30 protein-coding genes and 1 pseudogene are annotated in these 16122 nt (G+C 62.7%); all 31 read left to right on the top strand.

Annotated features, from left to right (window positions below; all coding sequences use genetic code 11):
• Positions 1-411: pseudogene (tuf, locus tag FHT37_RS16775) on the top strand (elongation factor Tu); the annotation flags it as partial.
• A 134-nt stretch (positions 412-545) separates the two neighbouring features.
• Positions 546-860, top strand: coding sequence for a 30S ribosomal protein S10 (gene rpsJ, locus FHT37_RS16770; RefSeq protein ID WP_067065169.1), 315 nt, complete (start codon positions 546-548; stop codon positions 858-860).
• A 308-nt stretch (positions 861-1168) separates the two neighbouring features.
• Complete coding sequence (gene rplC / locus FHT37_RS16765; RefSeq protein WP_091728085.1) at positions 1169-1840, top strand: 50S ribosomal protein L3; 672 nt, start codon at positions 1169-1171, stop codon at positions 1838-1840.
• A complete protein-coding gene (gene rplD / locus FHT37_RS16760) occupies positions 1840-2460 on the top strand; it encodes a 50S ribosomal protein L4 (protein WP_091728080.1) in 621 nt (206 codons plus the stop codon). Before rplC ends, rplD begins: the two co-directional genes overlap by 1 nt.
• Positions 2457-2771 (top strand): 50S ribosomal protein L23, encoded by a 315-nt coding sequence (gene rplW / locus FHT37_RS16755; protein ID WP_091728076.1) that lies wholly within the window; start codon positions 2457-2459, stop codon positions 2769-2771. The genes rplD and rplW overlap by 4 nt, the downstream gene beginning before the upstream one ends.
• Entirely contained in the window at positions 2771-3595 is an 825-nt protein-coding gene (gene rplB / locus FHT37_RS16750; protein WP_183482959.1) for a 50S ribosomal protein L2, read from the top strand. The genes rplW and rplB overlap by 1 nt, the downstream gene beginning before the upstream one ends.
• Before the next feature lie 12 nt (positions 3596-3607).
• Positions 3608-3886, top strand: coding sequence for a 30S ribosomal protein S19 (gene rpsS / locus FHT37_RS16745; RefSeq protein WP_056194250.1), 279 nt, complete (start codon positions 3608-3610; stop codon positions 3884-3886).
• 11 nt (positions 3887-3897) lie between these two features.
• Positions 3898-4227, top strand: a complete 330-nt coding sequence (rplV, locus tag FHT37_RS16740) for a 50S ribosomal protein L22 (protein ID WP_058937144.1) — start codon at positions 3898-3900, stop codon at positions 4225-4227.
• 15 nt (positions 4228-4242) lie between these two features.
• Complete coding sequence (rpsC, locus tag FHT37_RS16735) at positions 4243-5052, top strand: 30S ribosomal protein S3 (RefSeq protein ID WP_067065181.1); 810 nt, start codon at positions 4243-4245, stop codon at positions 5050-5052.
• Between the two features lie 12 nt (positions 5053-5064).
• Positions 5065-5481, top strand: a complete 417-nt coding sequence (gene rplP, locus FHT37_RS16730; RefSeq protein ID WP_067065182.1) for a 50S ribosomal protein L16 — start codon at positions 5065-5067, stop codon at positions 5479-5481.
• 14 nt (positions 5482-5495) lie between these two features.
• Complete coding sequence (rpmC, locus tag FHT37_RS16725; protein WP_091728069.1) at positions 5496-5693, top strand: 50S ribosomal protein L29; 198 nt, start codon at positions 5496-5498, stop codon at positions 5691-5693.
• Positions 5690-5959: a 30S ribosomal protein S17 gene (rpsQ, locus tag FHT37_RS16720; protein WP_091728066.1), complete on the top strand. Its 270-nt coding sequence runs from the start codon at positions 5690-5692 to the stop codon at positions 5957-5959. The genes rpmC and rpsQ overlap by 4 nt, the downstream gene beginning before the upstream one ends.
• A gap of 159 nt (positions 5960-6118) precedes the next feature.
• Positions 6119-6628, top strand: coding sequence for a peroxiredoxin (locus FHT37_RS16715; RefSeq protein ID WP_091728063.1), 510 nt, complete (start codon positions 6119-6121; stop codon positions 6626-6628).
• A 260-nt stretch (positions 6629-6888) separates the two neighbouring features.
• Positions 6889-7257 (top strand): 50S ribosomal protein L14, encoded by a 369-nt coding sequence (gene rplN / locus FHT37_RS16710; protein WP_058933605.1) that lies wholly within the window; start codon positions 6889-6891, stop codon positions 7255-7257.
• 25 nt (positions 7258-7282) lie between these two features.
• A complete protein-coding gene (gene rplX / locus FHT37_RS16705; RefSeq protein ID WP_091728061.1) occupies positions 7283-7600 on the top strand; it encodes a 50S ribosomal protein L24 in 318 nt (105 codons plus the stop codon).
• 10 nt (positions 7601-7610) lie between these two features.
• The gene (rplE, locus tag FHT37_RS16700) at positions 7611-8150 is read left to right on the top strand and encodes a 50S ribosomal protein L5 (protein WP_067278833.1); all 540 of its coding nucleotides are present in this window, start codon (positions 7611-7613) and stop codon (positions 8148-8150) included.
• 8 nt (positions 8151-8158) lie between these two features.
• Complete coding sequence (gene rpsN / locus FHT37_RS16695) at positions 8159-8464, top strand: 30S ribosomal protein S14 (RefSeq protein ID WP_067065192.1); 306 nt, start codon at positions 8159-8161, stop codon at positions 8462-8464.
• A gap of 23 nt (positions 8465-8487) precedes the next feature.
• Entirely contained in the window at positions 8488-8883 is a 396-nt protein-coding gene (gene rpsH, locus FHT37_RS16690; protein ID WP_058933609.1) for a 30S ribosomal protein S8, read from the top strand.
• Between the two features lie 18 nt (positions 8884-8901).
• Complete coding sequence (gene rplF, locus FHT37_RS16685; protein WP_091728059.1) at positions 8902-9435, top strand: 50S ribosomal protein L6; 534 nt, start codon at positions 8902-8904, stop codon at positions 9433-9435.
• A gap of 11 nt (positions 9436-9446) precedes the next feature.
• Positions 9447-9806, top strand: a complete 360-nt coding sequence (gene rplR / locus FHT37_RS16680; protein WP_067278827.1) for a 50S ribosomal protein L18 — start codon at positions 9447-9449, stop codon at positions 9804-9806.
• An 18-nt stretch (positions 9807-9824) separates the two neighbouring features.
• Positions 9825-10343 (top strand): 30S ribosomal protein S5, encoded by a 519-nt coding sequence (gene rpsE / locus FHT37_RS16675; RefSeq protein WP_091728057.1) that lies wholly within the window; start codon positions 9825-9827, stop codon positions 10341-10343.
• Between the two features lie 16 nt (positions 10344-10359).
• On the top strand, positions 10360-10542 hold the full coding sequence (gene rpmD / locus FHT37_RS16670) for a 50S ribosomal protein L30 (protein WP_067065198.1): 183 nt from the start codon (positions 10360-10362) through the stop codon (positions 10540-10542).
• Between the two features lie 25 nt (positions 10543-10567).
• Positions 10568-10999, top strand: coding sequence for a 50S ribosomal protein L15 (gene rplO, locus FHT37_RS16665; RefSeq protein ID WP_091728055.1), 432 nt, complete (start codon positions 10568-10570; stop codon positions 10997-10999).
• Positions 11000-11025: 26 nt separating this feature from the next.
• Positions 11026-12336, top strand: coding sequence for a preprotein translocase subunit SecY (secY, locus tag FHT37_RS16660; protein ID WP_091728053.1), 1311 nt, complete (start codon positions 11026-11028; stop codon positions 12334-12336).
• A gap of 50 nt (positions 12337-12386) precedes the next feature.
• A complete protein-coding gene (gene infA, locus FHT37_RS16655; protein WP_009855680.1) occupies positions 12387-12605 on the top strand; it encodes a translation initiation factor IF-1 in 219 nt (72 codons plus the stop codon).
• Between the two features lie 63 nt (positions 12606-12668).
• Positions 12669-12782, top strand: coding sequence for a 50S ribosomal protein L36 (gene rpmJ, locus FHT37_RS16650; protein WP_058933616.1), 114 nt, complete (start codon positions 12669-12671; stop codon positions 12780-12782).
• Between the two features lie 36 nt (positions 12783-12818).
• Positions 12819-13184, top strand: coding sequence for a 30S ribosomal protein S13 (gene rpsM / locus FHT37_RS16645; RefSeq protein ID WP_091728051.1), 366 nt, complete (start codon positions 12819-12821; stop codon positions 13182-13184).
• Positions 13185-13210: 26 nt separating this feature from the next.
• A complete protein-coding gene (gene rpsK / locus FHT37_RS16640) occupies positions 13211-13615 on the top strand; it encodes a 30S ribosomal protein S11 (RefSeq protein WP_056194196.1) in 405 nt (134 codons plus the stop codon).
• A 232-nt stretch (positions 13616-13847) separates the two neighbouring features.
• Positions 13848-14471 (top strand): 30S ribosomal protein S4, encoded by a 624-nt coding sequence (gene rpsD, locus FHT37_RS16635; protein ID WP_091728049.1) that lies wholly within the window; start codon positions 13848-13850, stop codon positions 14469-14471.
• 141 nt (positions 14472-14612) lie between these two features.
• Positions 14613-15605 (top strand): DNA-directed RNA polymerase subunit alpha, encoded by a 993-nt coding sequence (locus tag FHT37_RS16630; RefSeq protein ID WP_067065206.1) that lies wholly within the window; start codon positions 14613-14615, stop codon positions 15603-15605.
• Positions 15606-15698: 93 nt separating this feature from the next.
• A complete protein-coding gene (rplQ, locus tag FHT37_RS16625; protein WP_091728047.1) occupies positions 15699-16085 on the top strand; it encodes a 50S ribosomal protein L17 in 387 nt (128 codons plus the stop codon).
• The last annotated feature ends 37 nt before the right edge of the window (positions 16086-16122 follow it).

Raw genomic sequence — 16122 nt, 5'->3', positions numbered from 1 at the left:
GTGGAAATGTTCCGCAAGCTGCTGGACCAGGGTCAGGCGGGCGACAACGTGGGCATCCTGCTGCGCGGCACCAAGCGCGAGGACGTCGAGCGCGGCCAAGTGCTGGCCAAGCCGGGCACGATCAAGCCGCACACGCACTTCACTGCTGAGATCTACGTGCTGAGCAAGGAAGAAGGCGGCCGTCACACCCCGTTCTTCAACAACTACCGCCCCCAGTTCTACTTCCGCACGACGGACGTGACTGGCGCCGTGGAGCTGCCGAAGGACAAGGAAATGGTCATGCCGGGCGACAACGTCAGCATCACCGTGAAGCTGATCGCCCCGATCGCCATGGAAGAAGGTCTGCGCTTCGCCATCCGTGAAGGCGGTCGTACCGTCGGCTCGGGCGTCGTGGCCACCATCATCGAGTAAATCTTTTGCTGGTACCCGCTGGGTGCCGGTGAAGGGCGCCGCCAGCTTCGGCGGGCGGCGCGCTCGGTACTCGGCGGCGCCAATGCTGCCTCCGCGATGCCCGTGGCATTGCGTCGCTCTTTGAAGGAAAAGTCATGTCTACCAAGCAAAAGATCCGCATCCGGCTGAAGGCCTTCGATTACAAGCTGATCGACCAATCGGCGCTGGAAATCGTGGACACCGCCAAGCGCACCGGCGCGATCGTCAAGGGCCCCGTGCCCCTGCCGACCCGCAAGGAGCGTTTCGACATCCTGCGTTCGCCGCACGTCAACAAGACCTCGCGCGACCAGTTTGAAATCCGCACCCACCAGCGTCTGATGGACATCGTCGATCCGACCGACAAGACGGTCGACGCGCTGATGAAGCTGGACCTGCCGGCTGGCGTGGACGTCGAGATCAAGCTGCAGTAATGCGGCCAGGCCGCCGGAGCGATCCGGCAGCCATCAGGAAGGCGACCTTCGGGTCGCCTTTTTCTTTGGAGCGCGAGCGGCTCGCTTGCGGTGCGATCAGGGTTGACGCTATACTCCGCAGCTTTTCCGCGCCGGGGTTTCCTGGTGCGGCTTCGTCGCATCGCCGTCGGAGGGGTGTCGGGGCCTTTACCCCTGTCCTCAACGAAGGAGCGGTGCTTGTCGGCCCGGCCAATCGATGTCGGGTGTGTGAAATGACTTCAGGCGCGGGGCGGTGTCTCCGTCGGCGCGTTCGGGGTCAGGAGAAAACCATGAGTCTTAGCAATCGTCTCGGATTGCTGGGCCGCAAGGTGGGCATGATGCGTGTGTTCACGGTCGACGGCGATACCGTCCCCGTGACCGTGCTGGACGTGTCCAACAACCGCGTGACCCAGATCAAGACCGAAGAGTCCGACGGCTACAGCGCCATTCAAGTGACCTACGGCGCGCGCAAGGCGTCCCGTGTCACGAAGCCGGAAGCGGGTCACCTCGCCAAGGCTGGCGTCGAAGCCGGTGAAATCATCAAGGAATTCCGCGTGGATGCCGCGGTCGCCGCCGAATACAAGGCCGGCGCTCAAGTCCCCGTGACGCTGTTCGCCGCCGGCCAACTGGTCGACGTGCAGGGCACCTCGATCGGCAAGGGCTTCGCAGGCACCATCAAGCGCCACAACTTCGGTTCGCAGCGCGCTTCGCACGGTAACAGCCGCTCGCACAACGTTCCTGGCTCCATCTCGATGGCGCAGGATCCGGGCCGCGTGTTCCCGGGCAAGAAGATGTCCGGCCACCTCGGCGACGTCACCGTGACCGTCCAGAACCTGGACGTGGTCCGCATCGACGAAGCCCGCCAGCTGGTGCTGGTCCGTGGTGCCGTTCCTGGCGCGAAGGAAGGATTCGTCGTGATCCGTCCGGCCGTCAAGGTCAAGGTCAAGAAGGGAGCCAACTGATGCAACTCGAGCTCCTGAATGAGCAGGGTCAGGCGACGTCGAAGGTCGACGCTCCCGACACCCTTTTCGCTCGTGATTACAACGAAGCCCTGGTGCACCAGGTGGTCGTGGCTTATCAGGCCAACGCCCGTCAAGGCACCCGCGCTCAGCTGACCCGCGCTGAAGTCCGTCACTCGACGAAGAAGCCGTTCCGTCAGAAGGGCACTGGCAACGCGCGTGCTGGTATGACTTCCTCGCCGCTGTGGCGTGGGGGCGGTCGCATCTTCCCGAACAAGCCGGACGAGAACTTCTCGCACAAGCTGAACAAGAAGATGTACCGCGCCGGCATGGCCGCGATCCTGTCGCAGCTGGCCCGCGAAGGCCGCCTGGCTGTCGTGGATTCGATCTCGATCGAAGCCCCGAAGACCAAGCTGCTGGCCGCCAAGCTCAAGGGCATGGGTCTGGACCACGTGATGGTCATCTCCGATCAGGTCGATGACAACCTGCTGCTGGCTTCGCGCAACCTGGCCAACGTGCTGGTCGTCGAGCCGCGCTATGTCGATCCGCTGTCGCTGGTCTTCTACAAGAAGGTCCTGGTGACGAAGGCCGCGATCGAGCAACTGAAGGAGATGCTGGCATGAGCGCACCCAAGTTTGCTGACGGCCGTCTGGCCAAGGTGCTGCTCGCTCCGATCGTGTCCGAGAAGGCCACGATGGCTGGCGAAAAGCACAACCAAGTCCTGTTCAAGGTCCTGCGCGACGCGACGAAGCCTGAAGTCAAGGCCGCCGTTGAACTGATGTTCAAGGTTGAAGTCGAGGCGGTGAACATCGTCAACGTCAAGGGCAAGACCAAGCGCTTCGGTGGCCGTCTGGGCCGTCGCGACCACGTCAAGAAGGCGTATGTGTCGCTGAAGGCTGGCCAGGAGCTCAACTTCTCCGGGGAGGCTGCGTAATGGCCGTCGTTAAAGTCAAGCCGACTTCGCCAGGCCGTCGTGGCGTGGTGAAGGTGGTGCACAAGCACCTGCACAAGGGCGCTCCCGAGGCTTCGCTGCTCGAGCCCCAGAAGCAAAAGTCTGGCCGTAACAACAACGGTCACATCACGATGCGCCACAAGGGCGGTGGTCACAAGCACCACTACCGCGTGGTGGACTTCCGTCGCAACAAGGACGGCATCCCGGCGAAGGTCGAGCGCATCGAGTACGACCCGAACCGCACGGCTCACATCGCCCTGGTGTGCTATGCCGACGGCGAGCGTCGCTACATCATCGCCCCGCGCAACCTGGAAGTCGGTTCCTCGATCCTGAGCGGCGCGGAAGCCCCGATCAAGGTCGGCAACACGCTGCCCATCCGCAACATTCCCGTGGGTTCGACGATCCACTGCGTGGAACTGCTGCCGAGCAAGGGTGCCCAGGTCGCTCGTTCTGCCGGTACGTCGGTCGTGCTGATGGCCCGTGATGGCATGTACGCCCAGATCCGTCTGCGCTCCGGCGAAGTCCGCCGCGTGCACATCGACTGCCGCGCCACCATCGGTGAAGTGAGCAACGAAGAGCACAGCCTGCGCCAGTACGGCAAGGCCGGCGCCATCCGCTGGAAGGGCATCCGCCCGACCGTGCGTGGTACCGCCATGAACCCGGTCGACCACCCGCACGGTGGCGGTGAGGGTCGTACGGGTGAAGGTCAGGCCCCTGTGTCGCCGTGGAACACCCTGACGAAGGGCTACCGCACTCGCAACAACAAGCGCACGCAGACCTTCATCGTCTCGCGTCGCAAGAAGTAAGGGGTTGACCACATGACTCGTTCCCTCAAGAAGGGTCCCTTCGTGGATCACCACCTGATGGCCAAGGTCGACAAGGCCGTTGCCATCAAGGACAAGAAGCCCATCAAGACCTGGTCGCGTCGCTCGACGATCCTGCCCGAGTTCATCGGTCTGACGATCGCTGTGCACAACGGCAAGCAGCACGTGCCGGTCTATGTGTCTGACCAGATGGTCGGCCACAAGCTGGGTGAATTCGCTCTGACCCGCACCTTCAAGGGCCACCCGGCCGACAAGAAGGCCGGTAAGAAGTAAGGATGACGACGATGGAAACCAAAGCAATCGTTCGTGGCGTCCGCCTGTCGTTCGATAAGGGTCGCCTAGTGGCGGACCTGATCCGCGGCAAGAAGGTGGATCAAGCGCTGAACATCCTGGAGTTCACCCAGAAGAAGGCCGCGCTGATCATCAAGAAGGCGCTGGAATCGGCCATCGCCAATGCCGAGCACAACGACGGTGCCGACATTGACGAGCTGAAGGTCACTTCGATCTACGTGGAGCAGGGCACCACGCTGAAGCGGTTCTCCGCGCGCGCCAAGGGCCGCGGCAATCGCATCAGCAAGCCGACCTGCCATATCTACGTGACCGTCGGCAACTGAGCCTGAAGGAAGACTATGGGACAGAAAATTCATCCGACTGGCTTCCGCCTGCCCGTCACCCGTAACTGGGCGTCGCGCTGGTACGCGAACAACCAGAACTTCGCCAGCATGCTGGCCGAAGATCTGCAAGTGCGCGACTTCCTGAAGGCCAAGCTGAAGAACGCCGCCGTTTCGCGCATCCTGATCGAGCGTCCTGCGAAGAACGCCCGCATCACGATCTTCTCGGCCCGTCCGGGCGTGGTGATCGGCAAGAAGGGCGAGGACATCGAGAACCTGAAGGCCGAGCTGGCCAAGCGTCTGGGCGTGCCCGTCGCGGTCAACATCGAAGAAGTGCGCAAGCCCGAGATCGATGCCCAGCTGATCGCCGACTCGATCACCCAGCAGCTCGAGAAGCGCATCATGTTCCGCCGCGCGATGAAGCGCGCGATGCAGAACGCGATGCGCCTGGGCGCGCAGGGCATCAAGATCATGTCCGCCGGCCGTCTGAACGGCATCGAAATCGCTCGTACCGAGTGGTATCGCGAAGGTCGTGTGCCGCTGCACACCCTGAAGGCCGACATTGATTACGGCTTCTCCGAAGCCAAGACCACCTACGGCGTGATCGGCGTCAAGGTGTGGGTGTACCGCGGCGACCGCCTGGCCAATGGCGAGGCCCCCGTGATCAACACCCCCCCGGGTGCCGAAGATGATCGTCGTCCCCGTCGCAATGCCCGTCCGGGCGCGCCGGGTGGCCGTGGTCGTGGCGACAAGCCTGCCGAAGGCGGCGACAAGCCTGCTGCGAAGCGTGTGGTGCGCAAGCCCGCCGCTGACGGCGGCCAGGCGTAAGGAGAACTCAACATGCTGCAACCCGCTCGTCGCAAATATCGCAAGGAGCAAAAGGGCCGCAACACTGGTGTTGCGACCCGCGGCGCGACCGTCGCTTTCGGTGACTTCGGCCTGAAGGCCACCGAGCGCGGCCGCATCACGGCCCGCCAGATCGAAGCGGCTCGCCGTGCCATCTCGCGTCACATCAAGCGCGGTGGCCGGATCTTCATCCGCATCTTCCCGGACAAGCCGATCTCGCAAAAGCCTGCCGAAGTCCGTATGGGTAACGGCAAGGGCAACCCGGAGTACTACGTGGCTGAGATCCAGCCCGGCAAGGTGCTCTACGAGGTCAATGGCGTGCCTGAGGCTCTGGCGCGCGAAGCGTTCACGCTGGCCGCTGCCAAGCTGCCCCTGCGCTGCACCTTCGTGACCCGCCAGCTCGGCGCCTGATTGGAGAACACCCCATGAAAGCATCTGAACTGCGCGCGAAGGACGTGGCTGCCCTGAAGAAGGAAGTCACCGATCTGCTGAAGGCCCACTTTGGTCTGCGCATGCAAAAGGCGACGCAACAACTGACCAACACCTCGGTGCTGGGCAAGACGCGTCGTGACATCGCCCGCGCCAAGACCATCCTGGCCGAGAAGAAGGGAGCCGCGAAATGACGCAAGCTCAAGAGAAGAACACCCGCACCCTGATCGGTCGCGTCGTCAGCGACAAGCGCGCCAAGACCGTCACCGTGCTGGTCGAGCGCCGTGCTAAGCACGAGCTCTACGGCAAGATTGTGGCTCGTTCCCGCAAGTACCACGCCCATGACGAAAAGGGCGAGTACAAGATGGGTGACGTGGTCGAGATCGCTGAAGGTCGTCCGCTGTCCAAGACCAAGAGCTGGGTGGTGACCCGCCTGGTCGAGAAGGCTCAGCTGGTCTGATCGCCTGCGCCGCCCTCGTGGCGGCGCCAGCCGGGAGCGCTCCGTTCTCCGGCACATGAATGGCTGTACGCCGGTAATCCCGGTGTGCAGCCATTTTTCATTTTTCGCGGCACACTCTGCCGCTTTCCTTTTCTTCACAACATCTATCAGGAGTGCGTCATGCTGAAAGTGGGCGATCGACTGCCGGCCGGCAATCTGCAGGAATTCATCGAAGTCGAGGGCGAGGGTTGCTCGCTCGGTCCGAACAGCTTTGACATCGAGAAGCTGACCGCAGGCAAGACCGTGGCGATCTTCGCGCTGCCGGGCGCTTTCACGCCGACGTGCTCCGCGCAGCATGTTCCGGGCTATGTGGCCCAGGCCGACGCATTCAAGGCCGCGGGCGTCGACGAGATCTGGTGCATCTCGGTGAACGACGCATTCGTGATGGGCGCTTGGGGGCGCGAACAGAAGACAGCGGGCAAGGTTCGCATGATGGCTGACGGCAGCGCGGCTTTCACGCAGGCCACGGGTCTGACGCTGGACCTGGTCGCCCGCGGCATGGGTCTGCGCTCGCAGCGCTACTCGATGCTGGTCAAGGACGGTGTCGTCAAGACGCTGAACATCGAGGCGCCCGGCAAGTTCGAGGTCAGTGACGCCGGCACGCTGCTCAAGCAGGCGCAGGCGCTCTGACAGCTAAATCCGCCAGTTGACAGGCAGATTGTGCTTCGCGCATAATCCGCAGCTTCGCCGAATGGTGGCTCCGTTGCTCAACGGGGTTTCGGGGCCCGCTCCTGAAACGCGCCGCCTTCGGTTCTAGGTTTCTTGCCCATTTAGGCCAGACGCGGGTCGCCGCAAGGTGACAGGTGATTGGCTTACGGGCCCAAGACTGACCGCTCTCTGGATGGCTGCGATGGTCGCAGTTGCCTGAGCGGGAAAAGTTGGGGACAGACATGATCCAAATGCAATCGCGACTCGACGTCGCGGACAACACTGGCGCCAAGTCCGTCATGTGCATCAAGGTGCTTGGTGGTTCCAAGCGTCGCTATGCGCATATTGGCGACATCATCAAGGTCAGCATCAAGGAAGCTGCTCCGCGCGGCCGCGTCAAGAAGGGCGAGGTCTACAACGCGGTGGTCGTGCGCACTGCCAAGGGTGTGCGCCGCCAGGACGGCTCCCTGGTCAAGTTCGACGGCAATGCCGCCGTGCTGCTGAACGCCAAGCTGGAGCCCATCGGCACCCGCATCTTCGGCCCGGTCACGCGTGAACTGCGTACCGAGCGCTTCATGAAGATCGTGTCGCTGGCGCCTGAGGTGCTCTAAGCCCCGCTCAGACAAAGGTATTGCCATGAACAAGATTCGCACAGGCGACGAGGTCATCGTCCTGACCGGCCGCGACAAGGGTAAGCGCGGCACCGTGACGCTGCGCGTCGATGCCGACCATGTCGTGGTCGAAGGCATCAACGTCGTCAAAAAGCACGTCAAGCCGAACCCGCTGAAGGGCACGACTGGCGGCATCGTCGACAAGTCCATGCCCATCCATCAATCCAACGTGGCGATCTTCAACGCCGCTGCCGGCAAGGCCGATCGCGTGGGCATCAAGCTCGGCGCGGATGGCAAGCGGGTGCGCGTGTTCAAGTCGACCGGCGAAGAGATCAAGGCCTAAGGGGTAAGACATGGCTCGTTTGCAAGAGTTCTATCGCGAGAAGGTCGTCCCGGGTCTGACCGAGAAGTTCGGCTACAAGTCCGTGATGGAAGTGCCGCGCATCACCAAAATCACGCTGAACATGGGCGTGAGCGAGGCGGTCGCCGACAAGAAGGTCATGGACCACGCCGTGGGCGACCTGACCAAGATCGCCGGCCAGAAGCCTGTCGTCACCAAGTCGAAGAAGGCGATCGCCGGCTTCAAGATCCGTGACGGCGTGCCCATCGGCTGCATGGTGACCCTGCGTGGCGCCACGATGTACGAATTCCTGGACCGTTTCGTCACCGTGGCCCTGCCGCGCGTGCGTGACTTCCGCGGTATCTCCGGTCGTTCGTTCGACGGTCGCGGCAACTACAACATCGGCGTCAAGGAACAGATCATCTTCCCCGAAATCGAATACGACAAGGTGGATGCTCTGCGTGGTCTGAACATCAGCATCACGACGACGGCCAAGACGGACGACGAAGCCAAGGCTCTGCTGGCTGCGTTCAAGTTCCCGTTCAAGAACTGAGGTGACCCGTGGCAAAACTCTCGATCAAGCAACGTGAGCTGAAGCGCGCCCAACTGGTCGCCAAGTACGCCAAGAAGTACGCGGAACTGAAGGCCATCATCGACGACAGCAAGAAGTCGGACGAAGAGCGCTATCTGGCCCGCCTGGAGCTGCAGAAGCTGCCCCGGAACGCCAACCCGACCCGCCAGCGCAACCGCTGCGAACTGACCGGCCGCCCCCGTGGCACGTTCCGCAAGTTCGGCCTGGCTCGTAACAAGATTCGTGAGCTGGCCTTCAAGGGCGACATCCCCGGTGTCGTCAAGGCCAGCTGGTAATCGGCAGGTTTAGGAGATTTCGTATGAGCATGAGTGATCCTATCGCCGATATGCTGACCCGCATTCGCAACGCCCAGAGCGTTGAGAAGGCCAGCGTCGTGATGCCTTCGTCGAAGCTGAAGGTCGCGATCGCCAAGGTCCTGAAGGATGAAGGCTATATCGACGATTTCGCGGTGCGTGGCGATGCTGCCCGCCCCGAGCTCGAGATCGCGCTGAAGTATTACGCCGGTCGTCCGGTGATCGAGCGCATCGAGCGCGTGAGCCGTCCCGGCCTGCGCATCTACAAGGGCCGCCACGACATTCCCCAGGTCATGAATGGCCTGGGCGTGGCGATCGTCACGACCCCGAAGGGTGTGATGACCGACCGCAAGGCACGTCAAGCCGGTGTCGGCGGCGAAGTGCTTTGCTACGTCGCCTAAGCCAAGGAGAGACAGACAATGTCCCGCGTTGGAAAAATGCCGGTCGTCCTCCCGCAAGGCGTGGAAGCGACGATCGCCGCTGAGAAGATCAGCGTCAAGGGTGCCCAGGGCACCCTGTTCGTGGCCGCGAATCCGCTGGTCACGGTCAAGCTGGAAGGCGGCAAGCTGACTTTCGTCCCGGTCAACGAATCGGCTGAAGCCGATGCGATGAGCGGCACGATGCGCGCGCTGCTGAACAACATGGTCAACGGCGTCAGCAAGGGCTTCGAGAAGAAGCTGAACCTGGTTGGCGTGGGCTTCCGTGCCCAGGCCCAAGGCCAGAAGCTGAACCTGCAGATCGGTTTCTCGCATCCGGTGGTCAAGGACATGCCGGCTGGTATCAAGGTCGAGTGCCCGACCCAGACGGAAATCCTGATCAAGGGTGCGGATCGCCAGGTCGTCGGCCAGATCGCTGCCGAAGTGCGCGCGATCCGTCCGCCGGAGCCCTACAAGGGCAAGGGCATCCGTTACGCCGACGAGAAGGTCTCCCTCAAAGAGACCAAGAAGAAGTAAGGAGCCGCGCCATGCTGAACAAGAAGGAACAACGCCTGCGTCGTTCGCGTCAAACGCGTGCCCGCATCGCCCTGCAGCGCGTGGCCCGTCTGACGGTCTTCCGCTCGAACCTGCACATCTACGCCTCGGTCATCTCCGAAGACGGTCAGCGCGTGCTGGCTTCCGCTTCGACCGCCGAGAAGGAAGTGCGCACGCAGCTGTCCGGCAAGGGTGGCAACGTGGCCGCCGCGAGCCTGATCGGCAAGCGCATCGCCGAGAAGGCGAAGGCCGCTGGCGTCGAGAAGGTGGCTTTCGACCGTTCGGGCTTCGCCTACCACGGCCGTGTCAAGGCCCTGGCTGAAGCCGCTCGCGAAGCCGGCCTGCAGTTCTGACGCTCAAAGGATTAGGAAATGGCAAAGTTTCAACCCCGCGCTCAGACCGAAGGCAACGACGACGGCCTGAAGGAAAAGATGATCGCGGTCAACCGCGTCACGAAGGTTGTGAAGGGCGGCCGCACGCTGTCCTTCGCTGCGCTGACCGTGGTCGGTGATGGCGATGGCCGCATCGGCATGGGCAAGGGCAAGGCCAAGGAAGTGCCCGTCGCCGTGCAGAAGGCGATGGAATCGGCCCGCCGCAACATGATCAAGGTCGCCCTGAAGAACGGCACCATCCAGCACAACGTGGTGGGTGAGCACGGCGCGGCGCACGTGATCATGGCTCCGGCTCCCGCCGGTACCGGCGTGATCGCTGGCGGCCCGATGCGCGCTGTCTTCGAAGTGATGGGCGTGACCGACATCGTGACCAAGAGCCACGGTTCGACCAACCCCTACAACATGGTTCGTGCCACGCTGGACGCGCTCAAGCGCTGCTCCACGCCCGCCCAAGTGGCGGCCAAGCGCGGCAAGACGGTTGAAGAAATCTTCAACTGAGCGCCAGGAGATCGAGATGTCTGACAAGAAAACGCTCACGGTCAAGCTGGTCCGCAGCCCGATCGGCTGCCGCGCCGACCATCGCGCGACGGTCGTCGGCCTGGGTCTTCGCAAGCTGAACAGCACGAAGACGCTGGAAGACACGCCCGCGGTGCGCGGCATGATCAACAAGATCGCCTACCTGGTGCAGGTGCTGTAAGCACAGCATCGACGAGGAATAGAAGATGCAACTCAATACCATCAAGCCCGCCGCTGGTGCCAAGCACGCCAAGCGTCGCGTGGGCCGTGGCATCGGCTCGGGTCTGGGTAAGACCGCCGGCCGTGGTCACAAGGGTCAGAAGTCGCGCGCCGGTGGCTTCCACAAGGTCGGCTTCGAAGGCGGCCAGATGCCGCTGCAGCGTCGCCTGCCCAAGCGTGGTTTCAAGTCCCTGGCTCGTCCGTTCAACGCGGAAGTGACGCTGTCGGAACTGAACCAGCTGACCGGCGATGAAATCGACCTGCTGACGCTGAAGGCTGTCGGCCTGGTGTCGGAGCTGGCGAAGTCGGTGAAGGTCATCAAGTCCGGCGAGATCACCCGCAAGGTGTCGATCAAGGGTCTGGGCGTGACGGCCGGCGCGAAGGCGGCAATCGAAGCCGCCGGCGGCTCCGTCGCTTAATCAGCCAAGCACAGGACTAGGCGGCAGTGGCAAGCAACGCATCCCAGTTGGCCAAGAGCGGCAAGTTCGGCGACCTGCGTCGCCGGCTGGTGTTCCTGGTCCTCGCGCTGGTGGTTTACCGCATCGGGGCGCACATCCCCGTGCCCGGTATCGATCCGGCGCAGCTTCAGCAGCTGTTCAAGGGCCAGCAGGGCGGGATCCTGAGCCTGTTCAACATGTTCTCGGGCGGTGCGTTGTCGCGCTTCACCGTCTTCGCGCTGGGCATCATGCCCTACATCTCGGCCTCGATCGTCATGCAGCTCATGACCTACGTGGTGCCGAGCCTGGAAGCGCTGAAGAAGGAAGGCGAGGCGGGGCGTCGCAAGATCACGCAGTACACGCGCTATGGCACGCTGGGCTTGGCGATCTTCCAGAGCCTGAGCATCGCGTTCGCGCTGGAGAGCTCTCCGGGGCTGGTGTTGAGCCCGGGCTTCGGGTTCCGCATCACTGCGGTGACCAGTCTGGTGGCCGGCACGATGTTCCTGATGTGGCTGGGTGAGCAGATCACCGAACGCGGTCTGGGCAACGGCATCTCGATCCTGATCTTCGGCGGCATCGCCGCTGGTCTGCCGGGAGCGATCGGTGGCCTGCTCGAGCTGGTTCGTACCGGTGCGATGAGCGTGTTCTCGTGCCTGATCGTGATCGTGATCGTGGCCGCGGTGACTTACCTGGTTGTGTTCGTCGAACGTGGCCAGCGCAAGATCCTGGTGAACTACGCGAAGCGTCAGGTCGGGAACAAGGTCTACGGTGGCCAGAGCTCGCATCTGCCGCTGAAGCTGAACATGTCGGGTGTGATTCCGCCGATCTTCGCGTCGTCGATCATCTTGCTGCCCACCACGCTGGTGAGCTGGTTCGCGACTGGCGACAGCATGCGCTGGCTGAAGGACATCGCCGATGCGCTGCGTCCGGGACAACCGATCTATGTGCTGCTGTATTCGGCTGCGATCGTGTTCTTCTGCTTCTTCTACACGGCGCTGGTGTTCAACAGCCGTGAGACCGCAGACAACCTGAAGAAGAGCGGTGCGTTCATCCCCGGGATCCGTCCCGGTGACCAGACGGCTCGGCACATCGACAAGATCCTGTCCCGGCTGACGCTGGCCGGGGCGGTGTACATCACCGGCGTGTGCCTGCTGCCTGAGTTCCTGACGCTGAAGTACAACGTCCCGTTCTATTTCGGTGGCACGTCGCTGTTGATCATCGTGGTCGTCACGATGGACTTCTGGGCCCAGGTCCAGTCCTATGTGATGAGCCAGCAGTATGAGTCCCTGCTGAAGAAGGCCAGCTTCAAGGCCAACTGATGCACCAGGCTAGGTAAATATTCAGACCCAATTCGGCAAGTATCGAAGGTATGGCGAAAGACGACGTCATTCAGATGCAAGGCGAGATTCTCGAGAACCTCCCGAATGCAACCTTCCGAGTCAAGCTGGAGAACGGTCACGTCGTTCTCGGTCACATTTCCGGGAAGATGCGGATGCACTACATCCGAATCCTCCCGGGCGACAAGGTGACTGTGGAATTGACGCCGTACGATTTGAGTCGTGCTCGCATCGTGTTCCGGGCGAAGTGAGCTTTTTAGCAACCCCCCGGATTAACGCTGATTGAGCGAACAGAGTAGGTCAAGGAGCAGACCATGAAAGTTTCGGCATCCGTCAAGAAGATGTGCCGCAATTGCAAGATCATCCGTCGTAATGGCGTGGTGCGTGTGATCTGTACCGATCCCCGCCACAAGCAGCGCCAAGGCTGATTGGCCTCACGACTGCAAGCGAATTAGAGGACGCACATGGCACGTATTGCTGGTATCAACATTCCGCCGCACAAGCACACCGAGATCGGTCTGACCTCGATCTACGGCATTGGCCGTACGACCGCGCAGAAGATCTGCAACAGCTGCGGCATTCCGCTGGACAAGAAGGTCAAGGACCTGACCGACTCCGATCTGGAAAAGATCCGTGAGGAAGTGGGCCGCCTGACCATCGAAGGCGACCTGCGTCGCGAGATGTCCATCAACATCAAGCGCCTGATGGACCTGGGTTGCTATCGTGGCTTCCGCCATCGCCGTGGCCTGCCGGTGCGCGGCCAGCGTACCCGCACGAACGCCCGTACCCGCAAGGGTCCGCGCAAGTCGGCGGCGACCGGCAAGAAGTAATCGGCGGCATCTGAAGAAAGCAAACCATGGCAAAAGCACCCAATAACTCGGCTGCCCAGCGCGTTCGCAAGAAGGTTCGGAAGAACGTTGCCGACGGCATCGCCCACGTGCACGCGTCGTTCAACAACACCATCATCACGATCACCGATCGTCAAGGTGGTGCGCTGTCCTGGGCCTCCTCGGGCGGCCAGGGCTTCAAGGGCTCGCGCAAGTCGACCCCCTTCGCGGCCCAGGTGGCTGCTGAAGTGGCCGGCCGTGCCGCTCAGGAGCAAGGCATCAAGAACCTGGACGTCAAGATCAAGGGCCCCGGCCCGGGTCGCGAATCCTCGGTGCGTGCCCTGGCCGCGCTGGGCATCCGCATCAACTCGATCTCCGACGTGACGCCGGTGCCGCACAACGGCTGCCGTCCGCAGAAGCGTCGTCGCATCTAAGCGCTTGCGCAGAGCGGTCGCAATCAGTGCGATAATCGCTGATTCGATCAGATCCAGCCGGCTGGCGCGTCAGTGCCAGCCGGCCGTTTTGCTGAGGATGGTGGAAACGCCCCTCGGCCGAAGTCTTCGACTTCTTGAAGCCCACCGTCCGAGCCTACAAAAACACTGGCCGGACTCGCGCGCAGCCTGGAATGTCTCCGGGCGCGCGTCAGATTGATGAAGGACACGCAAAGTGGCACGTTACCTCGGCCCGAAGGCCAAACTTTCCCGCCGTGAAGGCACCGACCTGTTCCTGAAGAGCGCCCGCCGCGCCATCAGCGACAAGGCCAAGTTCGACACCAAGCCCGGCCAGCACGGCCGTACTTCGGGCCAGCGCACCTCCGACTTCGGCCTGCAGCTGCGCGAGAAGCAGAAGGTCAAGCGCATGTACGGCGTGCTGGAGCGCCAGTTCCGCCGCTACTTCGCCGAAGCCGAGCGCCGCAAGGGCTCGACCGGTGTGAACCTGCTGGTCCTGCTGGAATCGCGCCTGGACAACGTCGTCTATCGCATGGGCTTCGGCTCGACGCGCGCGGAAGCCCGCCAGCTGGTCTCGCACAAGAGCATCACGGTGAACGGCGAGGTCGTGAACATCGCTTCCTACCTGGTGAAGGCCGGTGACGTCGTCGCCGTGCGCGAGAAGGCCAAGAAGCAGCTGCGCATCGTCGACAGCCTGAAGCTGGCCGAGTCGATCGGCCTGCCGGCCTGGGTGGCCGTCGACGCCACCAAGATGGAAGGCGTCTTCAAGAAGACGCCGGATCGCGACGAGTTCGGCGCCGAGATCAACGAATCGCTGATCGTTGAGTTGTACTCGCGTTAATTCTTTCGTGCCTGCCGAGCGGCCCCGCAGGGGCCTGCTCGGCTTTTCCTCGTCCGGGCGTCGTCAGCTGTATTGGGCGCGCCTGGTTGGTCCCTCAGCCTTATCGGTGTAACGAACCGAGGGTATTGAAAGAAAGACCTCATGCAAACGAATCTGCTCAAACCCAAATCCATCACTGTGGAGCCCCTGGGCGGTCATCGCGCCAAGGTGATCCTGGAGCCGTTCGAACGCGGCTATGGCCACACCCTGGGCAACGCCCTGCGCCGTGTGCTGCTGTCCTCGATGGTGGGTTATGCGCCGACGGAAGTGACGATCGCGGGCGTGCTGCACGAGTACTCCGCCATCGACGGCGTTCAGGAAGATGTGGTCCACATCATGCTGAACCTGAAGGGCGTGGTGTTCCGCCTGCACAACCGTGAGGAAGTGACGCTGGTCCTGCGCAAGGAAGGCGAAGGCCCCGTCACCGCCGCTGACATCCAGACCCCGCACGACGTCGAGATCATCAACCCCGAGCACGTCATCGCCCACCTGTCGCAAGGCGGCAAGCTGGACATGCAGATCAAGGTCGAGAAGGGCCGCGGCTACGTGCCTGGCAACATGCGCCGCTATGGCGACGAGCCGACCAAGGCCATCGGTCGCATCGTGCTGGACGCCTCGTTCAGCCCGGTCAAGCGCGTCAGCTATGCCGTCGAGAACGCCCGCGTCGAGCAGCGTACCGACCTGGACAAGCTGGTCATGGAGATCGAGACCAACGGCGCGATCAGCCCGGAAGAAGCGATCCGCGCCTCGGCCAAGATCCTGGTCGAGCAGATGGCCGTCTTCGCCCAGCTGCAAGGCACCGATCTGGTCGACGTCTTCGACCAAGCCCCGGCCGCCCGTTCCAGCAGCTTCGATCCGATCCTGCTGCGTCCGGTCGACGAGCTCGAACTGACCGTGCGCTCGGCCAACTGCCTGAAGGCCGAGAACATCTATTACATCGGTGACCTGATCCAGCGCACCGAGACCGAGCTGCTGAAGACCCCGAACCTGGGTCGCAAGTCGCTCAACGAGATCAAGGAAGTGCTCGCCTCGCGCGGCCTGACCCTGGGCTCGCGTCTCGAGAACTGGCCGCCCCAAGGTCTCGACAAGCGTTGATTTTTTGAAAGAGGGCGGGTCTGAAGACCCGTCCGGTGCCCCCGGCAGTACCTGATCCGGCTGCCGGCAATAACTGAAGGAAAGGAAAGCACCATGCGCCACCGTAACGGCCTCCGCAAACTGAACCGCACCAGCGAACACCGCGCCGCGATGTTCCGCAACATGGCGGTCTCGCTGCTGCAACACGAAGCGATCAAGACCACGCTGCCCAAGGCGAAGGAACTGCGTCGCATCGTCGAGCCGCTGATCACCTTGGCCAAGGAGCCGACCGTCGCCAACCGTCGCCTGGCGTTCAACCGCCTGCGTGACCGCGACATCGTCGTCAAGCTGTTCAACGAACTGGGCCCCCGTTTCGCCACCCGTCCGGGCGGCTACACCCGCATCCTGAAGATGGGCTTCCGTGTCGGCGACAACGCTCCGATGGCGTACGTCGAACTGGTTGATCGTCCGGAAGCGGCTGAAGGCGACGCCGCTGAATAATCAGCGACCCGCTCAAGCGCATGAAGGCCAGCAGCAA

This window comes from Mitsuaria sp. BK037, assembly GCF_014193045.1.
Taxonomy (GTDB): domain Bacteria; phylum Pseudomonadota; class Gammaproteobacteria; order Burkholderiales; family Burkholderiaceae_C; genus Roseateles.
The sequence above is the reverse complement of the archived record's forward strand: the minus strand, read 5'-3'. Positions and strand labels throughout refer to the sequence as shown.